At 59.0% G+C, this 21712-nt stretch carries 21 protein-coding genes; 8 read left to right on the forward strand and 13 right to left on the reverse strand.

The features are described 5' to 3' along the window. Window positions 1–22: 22 nt before the first annotated feature. From ACR3XE_RS13930 to crtY, 3 genes are all read right to left on the reverse strand, one after another. Window positions 23–604, reverse strand: coding sequence for an LOG family protein (locus tag ACR3XE_RS13930; RefSeq protein ID WP_473699614.1), 582 nt, complete (start codon window positions 602–604; stop codon window positions 23–25). Between the two features lie 106 nt (window positions 605–710). Continuing rightward, the gene (locus tag ACR3XE_RS13935) at window positions 711–2195 is read right to left on the reverse strand and encodes a phytoene desaturase (protein WP_473699613.1); all 1485 of its coding nucleotides are present in this window, start codon (window positions 2193–2195) and stop codon (window positions 711–713) included. Further along, window positions 2192–3349, reverse strand: coding sequence for a lycopene beta-cyclase CrtY (gene crtY / locus ACR3XE_RS13940; protein WP_473699612.1), 1158 nt, complete (start codon window positions 3347–3349; stop codon window positions 2192–2194). Before crtY ends, ACR3XE_RS13935 begins: the two co-directional genes overlap by 4 nt. A 102-nt stretch (window positions 3350–3451) precedes the next feature. On the opposite strand from crtY, the gene ACR3XE_RS13945 reads away from it, so the two are divergent. Then, on the forward strand, window positions 3452–4216 hold the full coding sequence (locus ACR3XE_RS13945) for a sterol desaturase family protein (RefSeq protein ID WP_473699611.1): 765 nt from the start codon (window positions 3452–3454) through the stop codon (window positions 4214–4216). After that, window positions 4161–4571: a DUF2141 domain-containing protein gene (locus ACR3XE_RS13950; RefSeq protein ID WP_486185814.1), complete on the forward strand. Its 411-nt coding sequence runs from the start codon at window positions 4161–4163 to the stop codon at window positions 4569–4571. The genes ACR3XE_RS13945 and ACR3XE_RS13950 overlap by 56 nt, the downstream gene beginning before the upstream one ends. 34 nt (window positions 4572–4605) lie before the next feature. Here ACR3XE_RS13950 and ACR3XE_RS13955 read toward each other — a convergent pair whose 3' ends face one another. Next, entirely contained in the window at window positions 4606–5022 is a 417-nt protein-coding gene (locus tag ACR3XE_RS13955) for a VOC family protein (protein WP_473699609.1), read from the reverse strand. Window positions 5023–5147: 125 nt separating this feature from the next. Here ACR3XE_RS13955 and lnt point away from each other — a divergent pair, with 125 nt between their 5' ends. Together lnt and metK are read left to right on the forward strand one after the other, a co-directional pair. Further along, window positions 5148–6791, forward strand: coding sequence for an apolipoprotein N-acyltransferase (gene lnt / locus ACR3XE_RS13960; RefSeq protein WP_473699608.1), 1644 nt, complete (start codon window positions 5148–5150; stop codon window positions 6789–6791). 48 nt (window positions 6792–6839) lie between these two features. Beyond that, window positions 6840–8057, forward strand: a complete 1218-nt coding sequence (metK, locus tag ACR3XE_RS13965; protein WP_486185815.1) for a methionine adenosyltransferase — start codon at window positions 6840–6842, stop codon at window positions 8055–8057. Between the two features lie 9 nt (window positions 8058–8066). Here the strand turns inward: metK and ACR3XE_RS13970 are convergent, their stop codons facing one another. Next, window positions 8067–9242: a GGDEF domain-containing protein gene (locus tag ACR3XE_RS13970; protein ID WP_473699606.1), complete on the reverse strand. Its 1176-nt coding sequence runs from the start codon at window positions 9240–9242 to the stop codon at window positions 8067–8069. 116 nt (window positions 9243–9358) lie between these two features. Here ACR3XE_RS13970 and trmB point away from each other — a divergent pair, with 116 nt between their 5' ends. Continuing rightward, on the forward strand, window positions 9359–10072 hold the full coding sequence (gene trmB, locus ACR3XE_RS13975; RefSeq protein ID WP_473699605.1) for a tRNA (guanine(46)-N(7))-methyltransferase TrmB: 714 nt from the start codon (window positions 9359–9361) through the stop codon (window positions 10070–10072). A 113-nt stretch (window positions 10073–10185) separates the two neighbouring features. Beyond that, window positions 10186–11076 carry a Rossmann-fold NAD(P)-binding domain-containing protein gene (locus ACR3XE_RS13980; protein ID WP_473699604.1) on the forward strand — a complete coding sequence of 297 codons (891 nt, stop codon included), beginning with the start codon at window positions 10186–10188 and terminating at the stop codon, window positions 11074–11076. Between the two features lie 20 nt (window positions 11077–11096). Here the strand turns inward: ACR3XE_RS13980 and ACR3XE_RS13985 are convergent, their stop codons facing one another. From ACR3XE_RS13985 to ACR3XE_RS14010, 6 genes are all read right to left on the reverse strand, one after another. After that, complete coding sequence (locus ACR3XE_RS13985) at window positions 11097–11510, reverse strand: hypothetical protein (RefSeq protein WP_473699603.1); 414 nt, start codon at window positions 11508–11510, stop codon at window positions 11097–11099. A 123-nt stretch (window positions 11511–11633) separates the two neighbouring features. Continuing rightward, entirely contained in the window at window positions 11634–12551 is a 918-nt protein-coding gene (locus ACR3XE_RS13990) for a hypothetical protein (protein WP_473699602.1), read from the reverse strand. 9 nt (window positions 12552–12560) lie between these two features. Further along, entirely contained in the window at window positions 12561–15119 is a 2559-nt protein-coding gene (locus ACR3XE_RS13995; RefSeq protein ID WP_473699601.1) for a fimbria/pilus outer membrane usher protein, read from the reverse strand. Between the two features lie 74 nt (window positions 15120–15193). Next, a complete protein-coding gene (locus ACR3XE_RS14000; RefSeq protein ID WP_473699600.1) occupies window positions 15194–16006 on the reverse strand; it encodes a fimbrial biogenesis chaperone in 813 nt (270 codons plus the stop codon). A gap of 98 nt (window positions 16007–16104) precedes the next feature. Then, window positions 16105–16872, reverse strand: coding sequence for a hypothetical protein (locus ACR3XE_RS14005; protein ID WP_473699599.1), 768 nt, complete (start codon window positions 16870–16872; stop codon window positions 16105–16107). A 137-nt stretch (window positions 16873–17009) separates the two neighbouring features. Next, window positions 17010–17534 (reverse strand): spore coat protein U domain-containing protein, encoded by a 525-nt coding sequence (locus ACR3XE_RS14010; protein ID WP_486185816.1) that lies wholly within the window; start codon window positions 17532–17534, stop codon window positions 17010–17012. A gap of 554 nt (window positions 17535–18088) precedes the next feature. Here ACR3XE_RS14010 and ACR3XE_RS14015 point away from each other — a divergent pair. Beyond that, window positions 18089–18949, forward strand: coding sequence for an HTD2 family dehydratase (locus ACR3XE_RS14015; RefSeq protein WP_473699597.1), 861 nt, complete (start codon window positions 18089–18091; stop codon window positions 18947–18949). Here the strand turns inward: ACR3XE_RS14015 and ACR3XE_RS14020 are convergent, their stop codons facing one another. Beyond that, window positions 18950–19726 carry an SDR family NAD(P)-dependent oxidoreductase gene (locus ACR3XE_RS14020; RefSeq protein WP_473699596.1) on the reverse strand — a complete coding sequence of 259 codons (777 nt, stop codon included), beginning with the start codon at window positions 19724–19726 and terminating at the stop codon, window positions 18950–18952. Continuing rightward, window positions 19723–20712 carry an NAD(P)H-dependent flavin oxidoreductase gene (locus ACR3XE_RS14025; protein WP_473699595.1) on the reverse strand — a complete coding sequence of 330 codons (990 nt, stop codon included), beginning with the start codon at window positions 20710–20712 and terminating at the stop codon, window positions 19723–19725. The genes ACR3XE_RS14020 and ACR3XE_RS14025 overlap by 4 nt, the downstream gene beginning before the upstream one ends. A gap of 200 nt (window positions 20713–20912) precedes the next feature. Here ACR3XE_RS14025 and ACR3XE_RS14030 point away from each other — a divergent pair, with 200 nt between their 5' ends. Beyond that, window positions 20913–21695 carry an SDR family oxidoreductase gene (locus ACR3XE_RS14030; protein ID WP_473699594.1) on the forward strand — a complete coding sequence of 261 codons (783 nt, stop codon included), beginning with the start codon at window positions 20913–20915 and terminating at the stop codon, window positions 21693–21695. The last annotated feature ends 17 nt before the right edge of the window (window positions 21696–21712 follow it).

Here is a 21712-nt window from a genome sequence, read left to right on the forward strand (position 1 = left end):
CCGTAGTCCCGCGCCAAAATCATCACAAATCGTCCGCCTTCATCGCGAAAATCGGCGCGTGGGGAACATAAGCCATCATCTTGTCGAGCAGATCATCAAGCCCCGCATCGACAATCATGATTCCGGCGTGCGCGGGACGGATAAAGCCGACGTCGATCATGTTGCGGTTGAACGCGATCAGATCATTGTAGAAACCCGCCGCATTCAGCAGCCCCACCGGTTTGGCGTGATAGCCAAGCTGTGCCCAGCTGATCGCTTCCCACAATTCGTCCATTGTTCCGACGCCGCCGGGAATGGTCAAAAACCCGTCGCAGAGATCGGTGAACATGCGTTTGCGCTCATGCATCCCGCTGACGACATGCAGTGCTGTGCAGTCGCGATGGGCCACTTCGGTGCCGACCAGTGCGTCGGGGATGACCCCGATCACTTCGCCGCCCGCCGCCAGCGCACTATCGGCAACCGCACCCATCAGCCCCAGCCGCCCGCCGCCATAGACGACGCCAATGCCGCGCTCGGCCAGCGTGCGCCCGACATGTTGCGCGGTTTCAATATAGATCGGATCGGTAGGGGTCGCGGACCCGCAATAGACGGCAAGACGTTTCATAGCCACCTCCCGCTTGCGGGAGGGGATAGGGATGGGTCAGAATCAGTTTTCATCATTTCCCTCTCATGCCCACCCCCGGCCCCTCCCGCAAGCGGGAGGGGAGAAATCAGCGCACATCGCCTAACATCAACTTCGCCGTCGCTTTTGCGCTACCGACCACACCCGGAATCCCCGCGCCCGGATGCGTGCCCGCGCCAACGAAATACAGATTGTCGATCACATCATCGCGATTATGGGCGCGAAACCAAGCACTTTGCCACAGCACCGGCTCAAGACTGAAGGCGCTGCCCAGATGCGCGCTGAGGTCGCGGCCAAAATCGGCCGGCGTATAGTGAAACCGGGTGACAAGATTGGCGCGCAACTCCGGCAGCACGCGATGCTCGACCTCGTCCAAAATCGCATCGGCAAATTGCTGACCAAACGCCCCGTCCCAATCAACCTTGGCCTTGCCCAGATGCGCGACCGGCGCCAGCGCATAGAAACTTGCATGGCCGGGCGGGGCCATCGTCTTGTCGGTCGCGGTCGGGTGGTGGAGATAGAGCGAGAAATCGTCGGGAACGACGCCATTCTTGTATATATCCGTGAGCAGCCCCTTATAGCGCGGCCCGAACAATATGCTGTGATGGGCCACGTCGGGATAGTCGCCCTTGACCCCGAAATGGACGACGAACAGCGACGGCGACCAGCGCTTTCGCGCCAGCGACTTCGCCACCTTCCGGCCGCGCGGATGGTCGCTGAGCAACGTCGCATAATTGTGCATCAAATCGCTGTTCGACGCGACCATGTCGGCCTCGCCACGCCAGCCGCTTGCGGTTTCCACCGCCGTCGCGCGATTGCCCTCGGTCGCGATCCGCACCACCGGATCGGCCAGCCGCAACTCGCCGCCCAACCGCTCGAACAGCGCCACCATCGCCGACACCAGCGCATGGGTGCCGCCGCGCGCAAACCACACGCCGCCTTCTTTTTCGATGGTATGGATCAGCGCATAGATCGAGCTGGTCGTCATCGGATTGCCGCCGACAAGCAGCGTGTGGAACGACAACGCCTGCCGCAGCCGCTCGTCGGTCACATAAGAGGACACAATCGAATAAACGCTGCGCCACGCCTGATATTTCATCAGCGCAGGCGCCGCCTTGATCATCGAGGCAAAGTCCAGAAACGCCGCCGACCCGAGCTTGACATAGCCTTCCTCATACACCCCCTTCGAATAGGTGAGGAACTTGTCATAACCCGCGACATCGGCGGGGTTGAGCCGCGCGATTTCGGCGTGAAGCGCCGCCTCGTCATTCGAATAGTCAAAATTTGTGCCATCGAGCCAGTTGAGCCGATAAAAGGGCATCACCGGATCAAGCGTCACATCGGCCGCCATATCGCTGCCCGACAACTCCCATAATTCGCGCAGACACGGCGGATCGGTAATCACCGTCGGCCCCGCATCAAAGGTAAAGCCGTCGCGCTGCCACTGATAGGCGCGCCCGCCGGGCTTGTCGCGCGCCTCGACGATCACCGTTCGCACGCCCGCCGACTGCAACCGGATCGCCAGCGCCAGCCCGCCAAATCCGGCCCCGATGATGATGGCAGCGCGACTCATATCCAGTCAAAATCCTTCAATGCCACGACCGCCTTGCCCACCGGAACAGGCGGCTTTCCCGACAACAGCCGCACCTTGTCGGTCAGGCTTGACTGCCCGGCGTAAAAGCGCGCGATCAGGTCCGGCGACAGGCGATAGAAACGCTCCAATATCCTGTATCGCTGCGCTGGTTCGGCGGCGCGGAACAGCATGGCGTCGAGGAGGCGATAAAAGCGCTGACGCCGCCATGTCGCGGCGGCGCACCCGCGCATCCGGTCCGCAAAATCGGCGCGATCAATCAGCGTGGGCAGCGCGCTGGCGCTGCGCACCGCATCGGGAAGCGAATAGCCGGTGGTGGCGTGAAACGCGCCCGCGCGCGCGCCGATACGCGCCACTTTGTCCTCGCGCGGCCAGACGCGGTCGAACGTGCCCGCAATCACGACCGGCAGCACCCCCGATTCCTCGCGCGTTGTCGCGGTCACTTCCCATTCGCGCGCGGCGGCATAAGCCGCAATCCGCGCACGGATGGTCGAAAAATCCAGATCATGGCTGTCGCTATAATAAGTGTCCTCGACAAACACAGTCTCGGCATCAAAAGGCAGACAATAAACAAAGCGATAGCCGTCGACCTGCGCCACGCGCGCATCCATGACCGTCGGGCGCGTCAACCCATGCCCGCCCGCAATGGTCAGCATCTGACCGACAAATTTCTGCCAGCCACAGGTCAGCCCCGCATTATCCCCGCCCCCGCGCGCGTCGATGACATGGCGCGCGTCGACCCGCGATTGATCGGCCAGCAACACATGATCGGGCGCGATGGCGATTGCACGCTGTTCGATGATATGGCCGTCGGACATCGCCGCCGCGACTGCCGAGGCCAGGGCCTCGCCTGTGATGCTGTTATATCCGGTCGCAATAGTCCGCGCATGGGCGGGAAAAGCGACATCATAGCTGTCCCAATGCCGCGCAATCAGCGGTTCAACGAGCCATCGGTCGGTGGGTGCCACATCGCTGTCGAAAAAGGACCAGATATGATTGCCGCCAATGGCACCGCCCTCGATCAATCGCACATCAAGGTCGGAGCGCTTGGCCGCTAGCGCCAGTGCGGCAAGCCCGCCCGCCAGACCGCCGCCAACAATCGCAATATCGCAAGAGAGGGTGCCGCGGGGCGTCATCCCGATGCCCTAGCCGAGCGGTGGGAGGGGGGAAGCAAATTGCCGCGATCCTTGCGCATCAGGACGGCTGACAAGGCTTCAATTTTCCGGCACTATTTCCCTATGTCGCCAACGCCCGTCTCGATCCTCCTCTCCGCGCTCGCGATGACGCTGATCGTCGGCGTTCGCTATCTGTTGACGAGTGGCGGTTTTGCGCTCGCAACCCGCTGGAAACAGCGCGGGCTGTATCGCGGGCTAGAAGGGCAAATGCGCCGCGAGATTGGCTGGAGCCTCGCCAGCGCCACCATATACGGCATCCCCGCCGGAATCATCGCCTGGGGCTGGCAGACGCAGGGCTGGACGCGCATCTATACCGATGTCCATGCTTGGCCGCTCTGGTATCTGCCGGTCAGCCTGTTCGCCTATCTTTTTGCGCACGACACATGGTTTTACTGGACGCACCGCTGGATGCACCGTCCCTGGCTGTTCCGTGTCGCCCACGCCGTCCATCACGACAGCCGTCCGCCGACCGCTTGGGCGGCGATGAGCTTTCATCCAATCGAGGCGTTGACCGGCGCTATCGTGATTCCACTGCTCGTGCTGCTGATTCCGGTCCATGTCGTCGTCTTGGGCATTATTCTCGCTATCATGACGATAATGGGTGTAAGCAATCATATGGGCTGGGAGATGTTTCCGCGGATCATGGTTAACGGGCTGTTAGGACGGGGACTGATAACAGCAACGCATCACCAGAAACATCATGACATGTATCGGGGAAATTATGGTCTCTATTTTCGCTTCTGGGATAAAGTCTGTGGCACCGACCTTGGTCTTGGCCATTTTCAGCGCCAGCCTGATCGCAGCGAGCGCGCCGCCACCCAGCCTTGATATCAGCGTCACCGGCCTGCGCAGCATGAAGGGCAATGTCCTGACATGCGTCACCGCGACCCCCAAATATTTCCCCGATTGTTCCAAAGACCCGCAGGCGGCGAAAATCACCGTCACGGCGCTGGCGGCAAAGGATTTTCAGGTCATTTTGCCGCGCGACGGCACCTATGCCATCGCGTTGCTGCACGATGAAAACAGCAACCGCAAAATGGACAAGGCGTTGTTCATTCCCAAAGAGGGCTTTGGCTTTTCCAACAATCCGGCAGTGGTCACCGGACCGCCCAAGTTTAAATCGGCGGCGTTCAAGGTGACGGGCGACACGCGCGTCGCGATCAAGATGAAATATATGTTCTGATGCCGCCTATGCACCAATTGCACGGCCGCAATTTCTAACGCGCGAACAGCATCCCATCGTCGGCAAAGGCTTTGAACTCCAACGCATTACCCGCCGGGTCGCGCACGAACATCGTCTTTTGCTCACCTGCCTCGCCCGCAAAACGCGTATAGGGCGCGATGCCAAAGGCGACGCCCGCATTCTCCATCCGTTTTGCCAGCACATCGAACTGATCCATCGTCAGCACCACTCCGAAATGCGGCACCGGCACCTTGTGCCCGTCGACTGCATTACTGCCCGCATCGCCCCCGCCGACGATGAGATGCGTCACAATTTGGTGGCCGAAGAAATCAAAATCGACCCATTGGCCCGAACTGCGTCCCTCGGTGCAGCCCAATATACCACCATAAAAGCGGCGAGCTTCCACCAAGTCATCGACGGCAAAGGCAAGATGAAACGGGCGTAATGTCATGCTTATCGGCTCACTCTTCTTGTACAAGCGACTGCGTCGCCACTCTTTACAGGCCAAATCTCCTCACAACCACACCCTTTGGTAAGCCAATTGCGGCAAGCAGGCATGACGACTAAGACAGCGGCGTGACCCGCATATCTTCCCGCATCGCCACGTTCGCCGACCGTTTTCCAAAGGCGACCGCACTTGGCCTTGGCCTGATTTCTGCGACGGGCTTTGCCCCGCTCAATCTGTGGCCGCTGACGTTGATCGCTCTGGCGGCGTGGATGGCGCTGGTGGCGCGATCACCGCGCGGTTGGCGCGCAGTCGGGATCGGCTGGGCTTTCGGGGTTGGCCATTTCGCGCTGGGCCTCAATTGGATCGCCACATCCTTCACCTATCAGGCCGCGATGCCGGCATGGCTGGGGTGGGTCGCGGTGCTGGTGGTGGCGCTTTATCTTGCGGTTTATCCGGCGTTGGCGGCGTGGGGGGCATGGTGGCTCGCCAGTCGCACCGACCCTGCCCATGTGGGGACGAAGCTCTCCTACTTCATCGCCTTCGCCGCCCTTTGGGTGCTCACCGAATGGCTCCGCAGCTGGATGTTCAGCGGCTTTGCGTGGAATCCGCTCGCGGCCTCGCTCTCCACAACCCTGCTTCCCAATGTCTTTCTGACGACAATTGGCACCTATGGCTTCGGCGCCATGGTCATCCTGTTGGCGGCATTCGTCGGTTGGGCGATTATGGCCGCAACCCGCATCAAGAAATTGCAGCGGCCCCAGTCCGGAACGATGGTCGGGCTGGGCTTTGCGATAGTATTTCTCGCACCCGTCCTTGTGGCAAACTTATTCCCGGCTTTGCTGGACACAGTTTTCGGTGCTTATAGTTCCCCTACATCGGGCGTCCCCATCACCGTCGTGCAGCCCAATATCGGGCAACAGGACAAATGGGTCGGCGCGAAGGCCGACGCCAATTTCGCCAAGCTCGCGCGATTGACCGGCGATCCCGTCGACGCCCCGCCACGCCTCATCCTGTGGCCCGAAGCAGCGATCCCCGACTATCTCGAAACCGGTTATCCGCTCGTCTATTATGACCGCTCGCCGGCAGAGTCGCGCGGACGGCTGACCAATTTGATGCGGCCCGATGACCTGATGCTACTCGGCGCGCTCAAGCTGGAGCTTGATCCCAAAACCGGCGAAGCCATCGGCGCGCGCAATGCGGTGATGATCGTCCATCCTGACGGCTCGCTCGGCGCGCGCTATGACAAGTCGCATCTTGTCCCCTACGGCGAATATCTGCCGATGCGAGGGCTGTTGTCGGCGATCGGCCTGTCGCGGCTCACCCCGGGCGATCTGGAATTCTGGCCGGGTTCCGGCCCCCGCACACTCGACCTCGGGCGGTTCGGAAAAGCGGGCATTCAGATCTGCTACGAAATCATTTTTTCGGGACAGGTTGTCGACCGCACGCATCGCCCCGATTTCATCTTCAACCCATCGAACGATGCGTGGTTCGGAGGATGGGGACCCCCGCAGCATCTGGCGCAGGCCCGGCTACGTGCTATCGAGGAAGGCCTGCCGGTCGTGCGGGCAACCCCGACCGGAATCAGCGCCGTTATCGACGCCGATGGGCGCGTCCTTGAATCTATCCCGCAACATGTGGCGGGCCGCATCGACACCAATCTGCCCCCTCCCCATCCGCCGACCCTCTTTGCCCGCTATGGCAACATCCTGCCGGTCACATTTGCTCTGTTGTTGCTTTTCGCAGCCATTGCCATTCGCCGCCGGGGTCGCTAACAGGCGCTCACATAAAGCATCCTTTATATCTGTTATTTGAGGCTCCCCATGCGCAATTCATTCCTCTTCACGTCCGAAAGCGTGTCCGAAGGTCATCCCGATAAGGTTTCCGACCAGATCAGCGACGCCATCGTCGACCTGTTCCTGTCCAAGGACCCCGAAGCGCGCGTCGCGTGCGAAACGCTGACGACGACACAGCTGGTGGTTCTGGCAGGCGAAATCCGGTGCAAGGGCGTGTATGAAAACGGCGCTTGGGTCGATGGCGCTCTCGAAGAGATAGAGGCAACGGTTCGCAAAACGGTCCGCGAAATCGGATATGAGCAGGATGGTTTTCACTGGGACAAATTGGTCCTTCAGAACAACCTCCACGGCCAGTCGGTGCATATCGCACAAGGCGTTGATGCCAATGAGAGCAAGGACGAAGGCGCTGGCGATCAGGGTATCATGTTCGGTTATGCGTCGGACGAAACCCCCGATTTGATGCCTGCGACGCTCGATTACAGCCACAAGATTCTGGAACGCATGGCCGTCGACCGCAAATCGGGCAAGGCTCCGTTTCTGGAGCCCGATGCCAAAAGCCAGGTCACGCTGCGTTACGCCAACGAACGCCCGGTCGAGGCAACCGCGATTGTCGTATCAACCCAACATGCGCCGGGATATTATTTCCACAATGATGAGGGTGATGAGGCGAAATATGCCGAATTGCGCGACTATGTGAAGGGCGTGGTGGCCGACATTTTGCCTGCCGAGCTGATTACAGCCAGCACCGTCTATCATATCAACCCGACGGGCCGGTTCGAAATCGGCGGTCCCGATGGCGACGCGGGCCTTACCGGACGCAAGATCATCGTCGACACCTATGGCGGCGCCAGCCCGCACGGCGGCGGCGCTTTTTCCGGCAAAGACCCGACCAAGGTCGATCGTTCGGCGGCCTATGTTACCCGCTATCTGGCCAAAAATATCGTTGCCGCTGGCCTCGCGCGCCGCTGCACGATCCAACTGGCCTATGCGATTGGCGTGGCCGAACCGCTGTCCATCTATGTCGACCTGCACGGTACCGGAACGGTCGAGGAAGGCCGGATCGAAGCGGTCATTCCGCAGCTGGTCCGGCTGACGCCCAAGGGCATCCGCACCCATTTGGGGCTCAACAAACCCATTTATCGCCAGACCGCCGCCTATGGCCATTTTGGTCGCACCGCGAACGGTGAGTCTTTCCCGTGGGAACGCACCGACCTGGTTGACAAGTTGAAGGCTGCGCTCGCCTAAACGCGGCGCTTAGCCCAAGCCTGCAAGCTTTGGAATGGGATCGACCGGCCCGGGATTCCCGGCAATATTTTGTGCGGCAATCACGCGATCACGACCCTCTTCCTTAGCTTGATAGAGAGCGCCATCAGCGCGATTCAGCAGGGCACTGATCGGTTCGCCGACCATTCGCCGAGCTAGCCCGATACTGACGGTAATTCGCAGCGAATGCTGCTTCGGTTTGATCTCGAAATCTCGAAAGGCCGACGCCATTGTTTGGGCAAGTGCCGCCGCTGCTCCGGCCTGTTGGGCAAAGATCAGTATCGCAAATTCTTCGCCGCCGACGCGCATGACTTGGCCAAATCCCTCAACCTTGCTGGCGAGAAGTCCGGCAACCTGAACCAAAGTGTCATCGCCGACACTATGGCCAAAATCATCATTGATCTGCTTGAAATGATCAATATCGATCATCATCGCAGCACCGATCAACATCTCCTGTTGTTCGGCTTCAATAACGGCAGCCAGCGCACGGCGATTACCAATACCGGTCAGCGTATCGACGCGGCTTTCCTGCATGTGGCGGGCGATGATGTCAGACCCGACAGCGACCATAAGTATGAGCGCCGCCGATACCGCCGTCAGGCAATTCAGCAAGTAAAAGACGATCTCATATGTTGATATGTCACTGGTCAGATCGGCACCCACCGCTTCCGGGGCGATCAACACAAAAGCCAAACGCCCCATATAGGCGGCTGTGATCCCGACATTCAGCCCGACGATAACGCGGTCGAGCTGGGTTGCGCGATAGCGGGCGCTTTTAAAGATCACGCTGCCAAGCAGCAGAACCGCGACCAGATTGAGCACCACCGTGCAGGCAAAGACATTATTGGTCGTACCAATGGTGAAATGGAGCAGCGCCAGCAACCCGGCGATCATGATCGCGCCCGATGTTTTCCACGGCAAACGATCCCGATGCCGCGCGAGAAAGCCTTGCATGAAAAGGAGCAAAGCGACCCAATGGCAGACAAAGGAAACAACACCAAACATTGGCGGTAACATGTCCGACAGGCTGTTAAAGGTCATGCCGATGCTGGCCACCAGAAAAGCACCAGTGCACCAGCGCGCCGCCACCGCCGTTGGTTCAACCCATGACACATAGCCAAAGGCCGCCGCGAACAGCAGAAAAAGGGCTGGGACGACCAATAACATGGATAGCGAACCAATCATGAATTGGCACATAGAAACAAAGGTTGAATTTCTGGTAAAACCTTCGACGCCTTTAGATAACTTGCACGGGCGTTGCCCGACTATTAGGCGACATCCCCATGACAGCAAACAAATCCGGCGATCCCACCACAATCAACCGACTCTATGGCCGTTCCAAGGGCAAAGCCCTGCGCGCCGGCCAGTCAGAACTGATCGAGTCATTGCTGCCGAAAATTGCCGTACCCGTCGATGGTGACGTTACCGCATCGCGGCTTTTCGGTGAATCGCGTCCGCTGCATTTCGAAATCGGTTTTGGCGGCGGGGAACATATGGCGGCGCGCGCCGACATGCTCCCCGACCATGGTTTCATCGGCGCCGAACCCTTTATCAACGGCGTGGCGCAGGCGCTGGTTCATGTCGCGGGCGATCATGGCGCTCGCCCGCCGCTCGGCAACGTCCGCATCCACCATGGCGACGCGCTAGAAGTTTTGCGCCGCATTCCCGATCAAAGTCTCAGCTTTGCCTATCTGCTCCACCCCGACCCTTGGCCAAAGGCGCGACATGCCAAACGGCGGATGATGAACGATGGCCCGGTCGACCTGATCGCAGCGAAACTCAAACCCGGCGGCGAATTTCGTTTTGGCACCGACCATCCCATCTATGTCGAACATGCGCTGATGATTATGCGGCGGCATCGCGCGCAATTCGAATGGCTGGCCAAGGACGCTAGAGATTTTCAGACACGCCCAAGCGGCTGGCCCGAAACCCGATACGAGGCCAAGGCCCGAAGGTTGGGCCACGAGGTCTGGTACTTTCGCTACCAACGCCGATAGCTCAAAATTCTGCTCAATATAGCGCAGTTTTGGGCCATTTCCCTGCACTGCCGCATTGTGTTACGCTTTGGCGTTCAGGCATCTCTCGCCCTATCTAGCTTGCGGACCGACCTATGCCCTCTCCCTCTGATCTGAATCGTATCATCCTGATCGGTGGCGGGCTGATTGGCAGCATGACGATGCTTGCGATCAGGCAGCGATTTCCCGACCTGGAGATATTTCTGATAGGCGAGGAGCCGCAATTTGGCGGCAACCTCATCATGCCGATCTTTGAAAGCGACATATTGTCGGAATTCGAACCGACCATCGAGGCGCTTATCGTTCGCCGCTGGGGCGCCTATTATTTCTCGACCCCAGAGAAAATTGAAAAACGCGATGGCAATGTTGCCATTGTGTCTCCGCAACAAGTTTATGCCGAATTGCTCGAAACATCACCGATGGACTGGCTGTTCCCCGGAAGAAAAGTCACAGAGGCATCTGCGGCATCGATAACGCTGGTTAACGGAGAGAAGATTACCGCTGATCTTGTCCTCGACTTGCGGTTTGCTCCCGGCAATGCGTCACCACTGCTCACAAATTGCACGGTGACCCAAAGCGATTTCAATTTTCCAGAGCCACATTGGCTGGAATTTCCGGTACTGATTGATAGCATTGCAAGTGACGCAGAAGACCAGCAGAGTTTCCTGCAATATGTCCCGCTTTCAAGAAACATATTACGTGTTATCAATGTCCTGATTCAAGGCAGCGGCGCGCCTGTGGTGACTGATGTCCCGAGTCCTGTGTCGCCCGACGTCGAGACCCTTCACACGGCAACCGAGACATTTGCGATCAGAAAGCCACCGGTGTCGGCACCGGATACTCAAGCAAAGGCCATCTTTACTGGACTCGGGCGCGGCCTGCAGTTCACCGATGCAGTGAAATTTGCGGCGACCATACCAACCCTGCTTGAACAAGGAGAGCGGCGGCCGCACATCCTGTTGGACAGTTTCAGGAGCGGCTGGTGAGGCCGCAGACACCCAAGGCGTCAAGCTGGGATAATCGACAGCTCTAACCGGTCGGTGTCAAACCCGTTTTCACCTGGAACGGCCGCGATGACGCGTTCCCGGATGCGAGGCCCTGTCGCGCGGCTGAGAATGGCCTGACCGGACCCGTTGAGTATGATTTCATCGCTTCCCGCGATAATCTTGGCTCCCTGCAACGATCCGGGCGCATAGTTCACCACCAGATTATAGCCAGCGGGAGCATTGCAATATTCGCGGAATGTTCCCAGCGAGACAGCGTCGCCGCTGATGGCGCCATAGCCCATGCCTTGTTGCCGGACGGTGCAATGCACAGCCACGACAAGATGAAGATTATATCCGAACGAAGCTGCCAATGCAGCCGTTGGAGACACTGCGAGCGCTACACTCGCCATACCGAGCGAAAATTTTCTTATCATCCGTCACCCTTCCCGCCTGTTGGCCGAAACTTGGGATGATAATTATGCTCGCAAATCTAAGAATTCAGTTAAGCCAAAGCCCAGAAAAACGTGGGAAATGCGCCGTTAACCATCGTGTGCCGCCTATCGCGCGGTCACCGAGATGGAGATGGTATCATTATAAATTCCGGCGCGACGATTGGAAACGTCGCCGATGAAGAACTGGATCGGTAAAGAATCGCGGCGAAACCCGGATTCGGTCGGACCAGAAAGCCTACTCGGCCCCAAAAGGTTGACCGAATTGCCGCCGATCGCAATCGAATAAGGGACAAACCATCCGCTCGAACCCAGACGAAGCTGCCCGGAATTTTGGGACGTCACGCTGATATCATAGCGTCCAGTGCTGTTGACGCGAAGTTGCAGCGGAACGGGTGCGGGTCCTCTCCTGAGCTCGCCAAGGTCGACAACGGCGTGGCCGTTATCCATCGTGAACGCACCGGCAAGCCCGATCCGGGCCGACGGCAAGACATTGATGCCAAGCACCAGTCGGGTGCCGCCATAAGACCGAAAAACACTGTCCTGAGCCTCTAGCGTCACATCTTGCGTAAATGTTCCGGCGAGCCGCACATCATCGGGGTCGGCGGCAAGTTTGTAGAGTAAGGTCCGCGATTCACGCGGCGAGAGCGAAATCTGACGCTGTTGGGCGGTTCGCAGGGACCGGCCCGCACGCGGCGTTACATCCAGAGAATCGGTGAGGTTGATCAGAGCATAGCCGATCCGTTTGCCCTGCCCCTTTGACAGCCCAAAGGGCGGCTGATCGAGCTGGAATGTCGGGGCAAAACGGCAATCTGTGGTTCCGTCATTGCGAAAGGTCACCCCAAAAGTACCCTCGGCAAGCGAACCGCCGAACGGATCATAGCCCTGAATCAGCCAGCTCGACGGGCTGGCGGTCACATTAATGATGCAATCGGAGCCCGGCACACTCGCGCTGCCGGTCGGTGCCTGTGCCAGCACGGGTCCGGCCACAAGGGCGGCGGCGAGAAAGAGGAATGGACGCATCATCGATGGCTCCTAATGTTTCGTGCCCGGCCGAACGGTCCCGAGCTTGACTAAGCCGTCGGAATCGGCGGGCACAGCGAATTCAAAGCTGCGGTCGATCGTACCATTAGGCCCGTATGTTTCCACCAGATAACGGCGACCCGGCAGAAGGCCCGATATAGCAAAGCGCCCGACCGAATTGGTAAAGAAGGGATTCGGCTGCGGGTTTTCACCCTCTTGTACATCAAGAAGTGTTACGCGTCCGCCGATAAGAGCGACGGGATTATCGGCCCCGCGAACGAGCGTACCCATCGCGCTGACAAAAGCGTCGGTACCAATCCGCAACGCATAGCCGCTCTTGTACGGGGGGTGAACGCGCACAACGCCGGGGCCAATGTCATAACCCGTCGGCGGATCCTCGACATCATATTGCACCGACTGGGTGGCATAGGACCCCAAGAAGTTGTTCACTGCCGCGCCAAGGGCGCCGCTGCGGCCGATATAATTATTCTCGGCGATCGATTGCCCGGCAACGACAGTACGTTTGCCCAGATTCTTGTGCGGTTCCAACAACATAAAGCTGTCATTAATCCGCCGACCCACACCAAACATGCCGTCGGCATAGGCCAGCGTGGTGCCGACACGGACGGTCGTAGCATTCACCTGGCTGAAGTCCGACAGGCTAGGCCCAAAGGTCGCGTGGCTGGCGAAAGCATCGAAGCGATTGCCCGAATAGGCCGCATAACCTTGCGCGCGCACATTGTCGTCCGACCGCGAGACTATGCCGCCAAATCCAACGCTATTCAACTGGTTCAGACCGCTTTGATTATAGGAAAGTTCACCCAGATTATCGCGGCTTTCATACCGCGCCTCGGCACGGCGGCGATAATCGGGCTGGAAGACCAAGCCGATATTGACGCTGAAGCCGCCACTATTGGAAAAGGCAGATGGGAATTTCGCATAGTCGACGCCCGCGCGGATCGACCATTTCCGGTCTAGGCGATAAAGCGTGTTTACACCGACGCGATAGCTGTCGCGAATATTGCCCCGACCTTTCAGATAGGATGCAGTTGCGGTGGCAAGAATACGAAAACTGAACTGACGTGTATATTGCGACGACAGCGAGAAAGAGGTGGAATTGAACGCGTCGGGATTACCGAGCGTCGCATAGTTAGGCGAAATATAATCCGCCCGGACCGAGAAATTGTCGGCGAGGCCGCCCCGGTCGACATAATATTCATAGTTCACGCCAGCGGAGAAGCCCTGACCCGCAGTCTTGGAATTGCTGCCTGCTCCATCCAGCAGGACGCGACTGCCGTTACCAAGCACAAACTGGGTTTGTCCGGTCAGCGTCTGCACATCTTCGCTGAGTTGCAAGCCAACGCCCACGGCCGGACGATTGAGGAAGGCCTTGCGAAAGAAACCGGTGAAGGCGAGCGGCCCACGATAGTCGGGCGCGCCACCGAACCTTTGGCTGGTCGGGCCAAAAAAGGCGCCATATTCAAAATCGCCGGGATCAAGATCAATCGGATCAAGATATTGCTGATAGGACAGATTCTGGATGCTGCCTGTATTGTCGGTGACTTGAATATCAACATCATTGCTGCCCGCGACAAGCGGTAGCGAAGCGAAGTCATAGCGTCCCGGCTGGAGCCGCAATTCGCGATAGAGGGTGCCGTTGCGCAAAAAGCGCACGGTGGATTCACGTTGCAGGATCAACTGGCGGTTGGCCTGCAATATGGCGGACCGAAAGGTATTAAAGCGCCGCTTTTGCCGCAAGACGCCAATGCCGCCCATCTGGACATAGGATTGCTGGCCGCGGATTTCGGGGTCCAGATCGCCGAGGAACCAGCGCCGGAAATCTTCGGGTTGATCATAGACCAAACGCGCATAATTGCGTTCGAACTTATATTTGTCGCCGCCCAGACCAAATTGCTGACTGAAATGGGCATCGCCTTCGAACACGACACGACCGAACCGCATCGCGCCGTCAAAATTGATCGTTGGCGGCGTTGTCCCGCCCTGTTCCCAAACATAGGTTTCGGTCACGTTGAGGTTGAGATAAGCCGAAAAGCCCGCAGGTTGCAGCGTCACCTCATTCTGGTCATTTTTGGGCGGCGCGAAAAGATCCTGCACTGCGCGCTGTTCAGCGGACACATCAACCACGACCACCGCCAAAGTGCTGGGGTCATAGGTGAGCTGGACGCCGGTCTGATCCAGATTCTCGGGACCAAAGCTCGTCAGCCCATCCAAATGGGATGTTAACTCGGCTTGTGCAGGATCGTTCAGGATCGGTCGCATCAGGCGGATGAAGGTCGCCGATTCCAGCAGGAAGCGATCATCGGCCGTCAACCGCATCGGAATCTCGCCCAGACTGCGACTTTGAAAGGTCAGCGGCACCGTCATATCGATGTCGCGGTCATAGGGATTGATGTCGGGCCGGCCATGGGCGCCGATCGGCACCTGCGGAAAGGTGGTGGACGGCGTCGGCTCTGGCGTTGGAGCCGGGCCAGGCTGGCCAGGCAGCGGAATCGTCGTTGGAGCCGATTCCGGCGGCGCTTGCGTCGCAGGCGGCCTGCTCTGCGGCAACATAATCGTTTCCTGAGCGGCGGCGGTGCTAACCCATAGAGCCGGCAAGGCAACCGAACAAAGGGCGAAACCCAACCTCACTGGATAAACGACAATCGGATGGGGTCTTGATTAAAGCCCGGAACCGGAACGCGGAAGGTCCGGTCGCCCAACGCAGGCACATAGCCTGTGCCCACGGCGCGATTAAGCTCTTCAGGAGAAATATCGACACGCAACTTTACACCGTTGGTATCGGTGCCTTCCAGACGCCAGCCAAAGTTCGACATCATCGCATGGCGGCGGCCCGCATTATGCAGGGTGATTTCCACCCCGTCCTGCATCGGCGGCAGCTTGTCCGAACCGGATTCTGCGGGCGGCTGATACATGACTTGTTTGACCGAGCTGGCCTCTACATCCGGCTTTGCACCGGGAGGCGCCACGACGACCAAGGCCCGCATGTTATAGAGAATTTGCACCTGAGCATCGAGATTATCACTCGTCGTCGGTTCGAACGCGACGGGCAATTGTTGCACGGACACATAATAGGCTTGTGATGCCGCAAGATCAGGCTCGCCGACCCATTGCAGCCGGACCACCTGACGTCCACCGGGGGGCAGCACGCCCTGTGGCGGGAATATCAGGAATTTATCGTCTGCCGGTGTTTCGTGAATCGTGCCGTCGGCGTCAATCGTCATCAAAAAGACGCGTGTTTCAAAGGCCAAATTGCCCTTGTTGATGTTTTGGACTTCAATACGGGCAATGGCTCCGCTGCCCTGCGATTCCATTTCCACCACCATCGGTGACACACGCATGGCAAGGGCCGGGCTGACCACAGCGATAAGGGCGGCAAGCGCAGCAAAAATTGCCAAGAACGCGCGCGCAGACCGCCGCAATTTGGTCAATATCATCATATTCCCCCGCCCCTTAGATAGAATCATAACCTAAAGCCTAGGTAAAGAAAGGGGAAAGATTGCTCTTCCCCCTTCCCTCACATTAGCAATTCAGACTTTTAGATCGCGCGAAGCGTGACCGTGGTCCGACCGGAGTAGCGACCTGCAACAAGGCCCTTCCCCGTCACGGCCGGGGCCGTAATGGTGATGTCCATCGACGAACGCCACGCACCCTGATTTCTGGTGCCGGTGGAGCTGTTGAGGCCAACACTGAGATTCTGCGGCGAACCTGCAGACGGTCCAGACTGGCTCGTAACGCCAGTCCAATCCGCACGCACGCGGTACGGAATATTCGCCTGGAATTCGTTGCTGTCGTAACCACCAGGATTGTTGTTCACGAGACCGAGAGCATTATCCTTATTGATTTCCACAACATTGTTGGTGTTGCAACCAGCGGTCAGTGTCTCGATGTTGGCAGTCGCAGGGCCAACCATTTCGAAAGCGCGGTTAACATTTTCATTGTCGCCGGTGCGAACACCGATCGTGCCAAAATCAATGTTGCGGGCGCTCGAGTTGTTGCCGGCATAGAAGGAGCAATCCTTGTTGACCGTGCCGTGGAGACGGAAGCGAACATTTACGCGACGGGTTGCAGCTTCGCTGTCACCAGGCGCAGAAGCTTCCGCTGTATAGCGCGTGCCGATATTAAGAAAGCCGCGTGCCAAATCCCACAGAATGGTTTCACCCGCGCCCGGATTCTCAGACGTGATGTTGAGTCCCAGAACTGGCACAGTTGCCGCATAGTGAGTTTCGTTCGTCTGCGCCGCAGCAGGCGACGCAATGGCAACAAGCGCGATAGCGGCAGCACTGCCGCAAAGGATATTCTTCATAGCTTTTTCCCTCTTGTAAACCGCCCCGCCCCTAAAGGGTTGGATGCGGATTAACTGCACCGAGTGATTGAAGAACCGGAGAAACAGCGGTGCCTGTTCCTTCGGCCAACGCTCGCAAAAACCCCGCGAGCGATTTTTCAGATCGGAGAGACCGTAATCGTGATCGTCTCCGAATAGTCGCCAGCCAACAGCCCGGCCTCACCCGTGGGCATGCCCAGTTCGACCGACAGAAACATTCCGTCCGTCGCGATGCCGCCGTTGCTGGAAATAATGCCGCCCGCCTGAAGCTGGCGGCTGCCAAAAGTGCGCGTTACCATCTGTGTCGATGGGTGACGCACCGGCATTTGAACGGCCAAGGAATAAGGCAGTGAACCGCCATAGGCTCCTTGGCCGTTGGGCATTTTGGTGTTGGTGAGCGCGCCGGTCGCGCCCTTGATCGTCATGGTGAAGGGAACATTGCAATCGAACGCCACCCGCGTCTGAGCCCCCAGGCCGCGCCGTTCCAGATTGCCGAAATCCATGTCGCCGATGCTGCCAATCGCACAATGCTGGCGGATCGCTCCGCTGACCGCGATGTCGAGCGATCGGACATTTTCGATTTCACTGGCGCTTGCGGGCGCAGCAAAAGCCACCGCGGCAAGCGCAATAAATAGGAATCGCATTCGTTCCCCCCAAAAAAACCTAACGCCGGTTGGCTACCTATTAGAAGCCTGGGGCATTTAGATGCCCGAGAGAGCTGCGACCCGACTCACTCCCTCCGTTAAGACAATGTTAGTATATTAAATTAAACCAAATCACACCCAAAAAACGACATAAGTGCGCGAAACGCGATTCCTTCAATGCCCATAACGTGCGAAAAACATTGCCGATCTGGGCAATATAGCGGTTAACAGCAACAGGCTGTCGTCGCGGGATTTGGCCCGATGTGCTGAAATGAAACAGCGCGTCGTTAAACGTTAAGCCTAATAATAGATGAATGCGGCATGAATCTGCGGGTTGTGGCCATGAAATAAGCGAATCCACGTTGAGTCGCTGTCGATTCGCGCAGAGTCATGGAAATTGTTTGACTCTAACTCGCGGCAAAATGAGGACGTGCGTGCGTCCCGCGAATCATCATATAGGGCGATTCGCCACGCTAGATTGGCGCATCGGATGGTTTCCTCTATCGACATAGCTTTGGTGCGCGGTTGCAGCGCCGCAGGATAAGGGCGACATCATGAGCCAATGGGACGCATGGATCGGACGCAGGATGGAACAGCGCGATGTGCTGACCCCTGCGCTGTTGGCACGCTTTCGGGCGACGATTGATAGCGAAGAGGCGGGCGATGCCGGACCGCAGGCGATCCACTGGTGCCTGTGCCTGCCCGACGCGCCGACCGCAGCCCTGGCAAGCGACGGCCACCCACAGCGCAGCGACGATGCGGCGGGCATCCTGCCCCCCATCGCCCTGCCCCGCCGCATGTGGGCGGCGAGCACGATCGACTTCCATCGCCCCATCCATGCGGGCGACACGCTTTCGCGGCAATCGACGCTGGCCGCCATCACCGAAAAGGCGGGGCGTTCGGGCCAGCTTGTCTTTGTCGAGATCGATCATGACACCCATGTCGGCGACCAACTAGCGGTGCATGAGCGCCAGACCATCGTCTATCGCGAAGCCGCGCCGACCAGAGAAAGCGCCGCCGCGCCACCGGCCATGACTGCCGCGCCCCCGCTCGATGGGTGGGGCTGGCATCGCTGCGTCACACCGTCGGAGGCATTGCTGATGCGCTATTCGGCGCTGACATTTAACAGCCACCGCATCCATTATGACGCCCCCTATGCGCGTGACGAAGAAGGCTATCGCGCGCTGGTCGTCCATGGACCGTTGATTGCCACGCTGTTGCTCGACCTTGCGGCGCGGGAGTTGGGACGTAATGCGCTGGCCCATTTTTCCATGCGCGCCGCCGCCCCCGCTTTTGTCGGCGAGCCGCTGCATCTGGTCGGCAAGACTGTCGGCGGTGCAATCACATTGGCGGCGCTTGGCGGCGACGGGCGCACGATTATGACGGTCGACGCCACCTTGAACCGAGCAGCCTAGTTAGAGCGACTGCCCGTCATCGACCGTGATGACGCTGCCCGTGACGCCGAGTGACGCATCGGACGCGAGGAACAATAAGGGCGCATGAAGATCGGTCGGCGGACGCGTGCGTTTGCGCGGGAACGACGCGACCAGCGCCTTGCCCGTATCGCTTTCCAGCAAATCTGCCGTCATTTCGGACTGGAAATAGCCCGGCTGGATGATGTTCACATTAATCCCGCGCCGCGCCCATTCGCGCGCAAAACCGCGGCCCATATGGCGCACTGCCGCTTTGGTTGCGCCATAAACCGATGTCGCCGGATAGATTTTGTCGGCGGTGATCGACCCGATCAATATGATCCGCCCACGCCCTGTTTCACGGCTGCCCGCTTTGTCGAGCCGCTTGGCGCCTTCGCGTGCAGTCAGGAAGACGCCGCGCAAATTGGCGGAAATCAACCCGTCGACATCGTCCATCGTCAGACTCATCGCCATTTTCTCTGTCGCGACCCCGGCGTTGGCGATGATCGTGTCGACCGTACCAAAGGCGGCTTCGGCGGCATCATAGGCGGCAATGGTCGAGGCTTCGTCGGTGACGTCCATCGTCACCGCCACCGCCTCGCCGCCCGCCGCCGTAATTTCCGCGACCTGTTCGGCGAGCCGGTCGGCGCGGCGCGCCGCGAGCACTACCTTGGCCCCCGCTGCTGCGAGCACTTTGGCAAATCCGGCGCCAAGACCCGATGACGCGCCCGTGACCAACGCCACCCGTCCGCTGAGATCAAAGATAGGAGCCTGCGTCATGCCTGTGCTTCCAACATATTGCCAAGCCGCCCGCGAATAATGGCCTCTGCGTCCCCAACGATGCGATTGATCAGGACTTCACAGGTCGGAATGTCATGAATCAAACCCTGAATCATCCCCGCCCAGAACACGCCCTTTTCCATATCGCCGCTTTCCAAAAGCTCGCGCCCGGCAGCCCCGTTGACCAGTTCCTGCACGTCACTGAACTGCGCGTCGGGTTGGGACAGGCGGCGGACGACTTCCTCCGACACGTCGCTTTTGCCGACACGCGCGCTATTCTTGAACTGACGAAAGATCAGGAAACTGCCGCGTTCGTCATTGTCGATATAGGCTTGTTTTACATTGTCATGGATGGGCGCTTCCTGCGTGGCACAAAAGCGCGTTCCCATGTTGATGCCGTCGGCCCCGAGCGCGAGCGCCGCCGCAAGCCCGCGCCCGTCGCCGAAACCGCCCGACGCGAGCATCGGGATTTTGACCTTGTCGGCGGCGGCGGGAATCAGGATCAGCCCCGGAATATCATCCTCACCCGGATGGCCAGCACATTCGAAACCATCAATTGAAATGACATCGCAACCGCCGCGTTCCGCCGACAGGGCGTGGCGAACGGCGGTGCATTTGTGCAGGATGGTGATGCCATGCGGTTTGAAACGGTCCCACATCTCGCGCACGGCGGGCGTCCCAGCTGTCTCTACAATCTTGATCCCGCCGTCGATAATCGCATCGGCATAGGCGTTGTAATCAGGCGCATTGATGGTCGGAAACACGGTCAGATTCACCCCGAAAGGCTTGTCGGTCATCGACCGGCAGCGTTCAATCTCTTCGCGCAGCGCTTGCGGGCTGGGCTGGGTCAGTGCAGTCAATATGCCAAGCCCGCCGGCATTGGACACCGCCGACGCCAGCTCGGCATAGCCGACACTTTGCATTCCGCCCTGAACAATCGGGTGCTCGATCTCGAGCATCTCGGTGATCCGTGTCTTGAAAGCCATGTTCATCTCCTGTGCGCCACGCAGCTGTGCCACGCGATTTTCATCTCATATAGTGGCAAAATCGCTTGACGTTTACGTCAACGTCCGGTTGATTGAAAGTCAAACATGGCGGGCGCAGGGTCGACAGACTTATATGCCGGGACAATCGCACCCGAACAGCCGTCCCATTCGCCCCATATATCGGCCAGAGGAGAATCGACTTGAAAATTGACGCATCCACCGCTGCTGTTGTGACGGGCGGCGCATCGGGTCTGGGCCGTGCCACAGCAGAAGCGCTGTCCGCCGCCGGGGTGAAGGTCGCGATTTTCGATATCAACGAAGATCTGGGTCGCGAGGTCGCCGACACCATTGGCGGGCTGTTCGTGCGCACCGATATCACCGACGAACAATCGGTGGTCGACGGCTTTGCCGCAGCACGCGCCGCGCAGGGCCAGGAACGCATCTGCGTCCACTGCGCGATGGTGTCGCGGCGCGGCAAGACCTTGGCGTGGGACAAGGCCAGTGGTGGCTATAAGCGCCTGTCGACCGAGGATTATGAATTCGGGGTCAAGGGCATATTGGTCGCCAGCTATCGCATCGCTTCACTGTCGGCGCTGGGCATGACCAGTCTTGAGCCGCTGGAAGATGGCGAGCGCGGGGTGATTACGCTGACCGCATCGGTCGCGGCTCAGGACGCGCAGATCGGCCAGACCACCTATGGTTCGGCCAAGGCCGGGGTCAACGGGCTGGTTCTGCCGATGGCGCGCGACCTGATGGACCTAGGCATTCGGGTCAATGCGATCATGCCCGGTGTTTTCAAAACACCTCTGGTCGCCAATTTGCCCGAACAGGTTCTGGACAGCCTTGGCGCTGCCGTCCCCTTTCCCAAGCGCCTCGGCAAACCAGAAGAATTCGCCAGTCTGGCGATGGAGTTTGTTCGCAACACCTATTTCAACGGCCAGGCCATCCGCCTCGATGGCGCAATCCGCATGGCTCCCCGCTAAGTCTCCCCTCTCGAAAG

The organism is Sphingopyxis sp. 10G20-10, assembly GCF_057365075.1.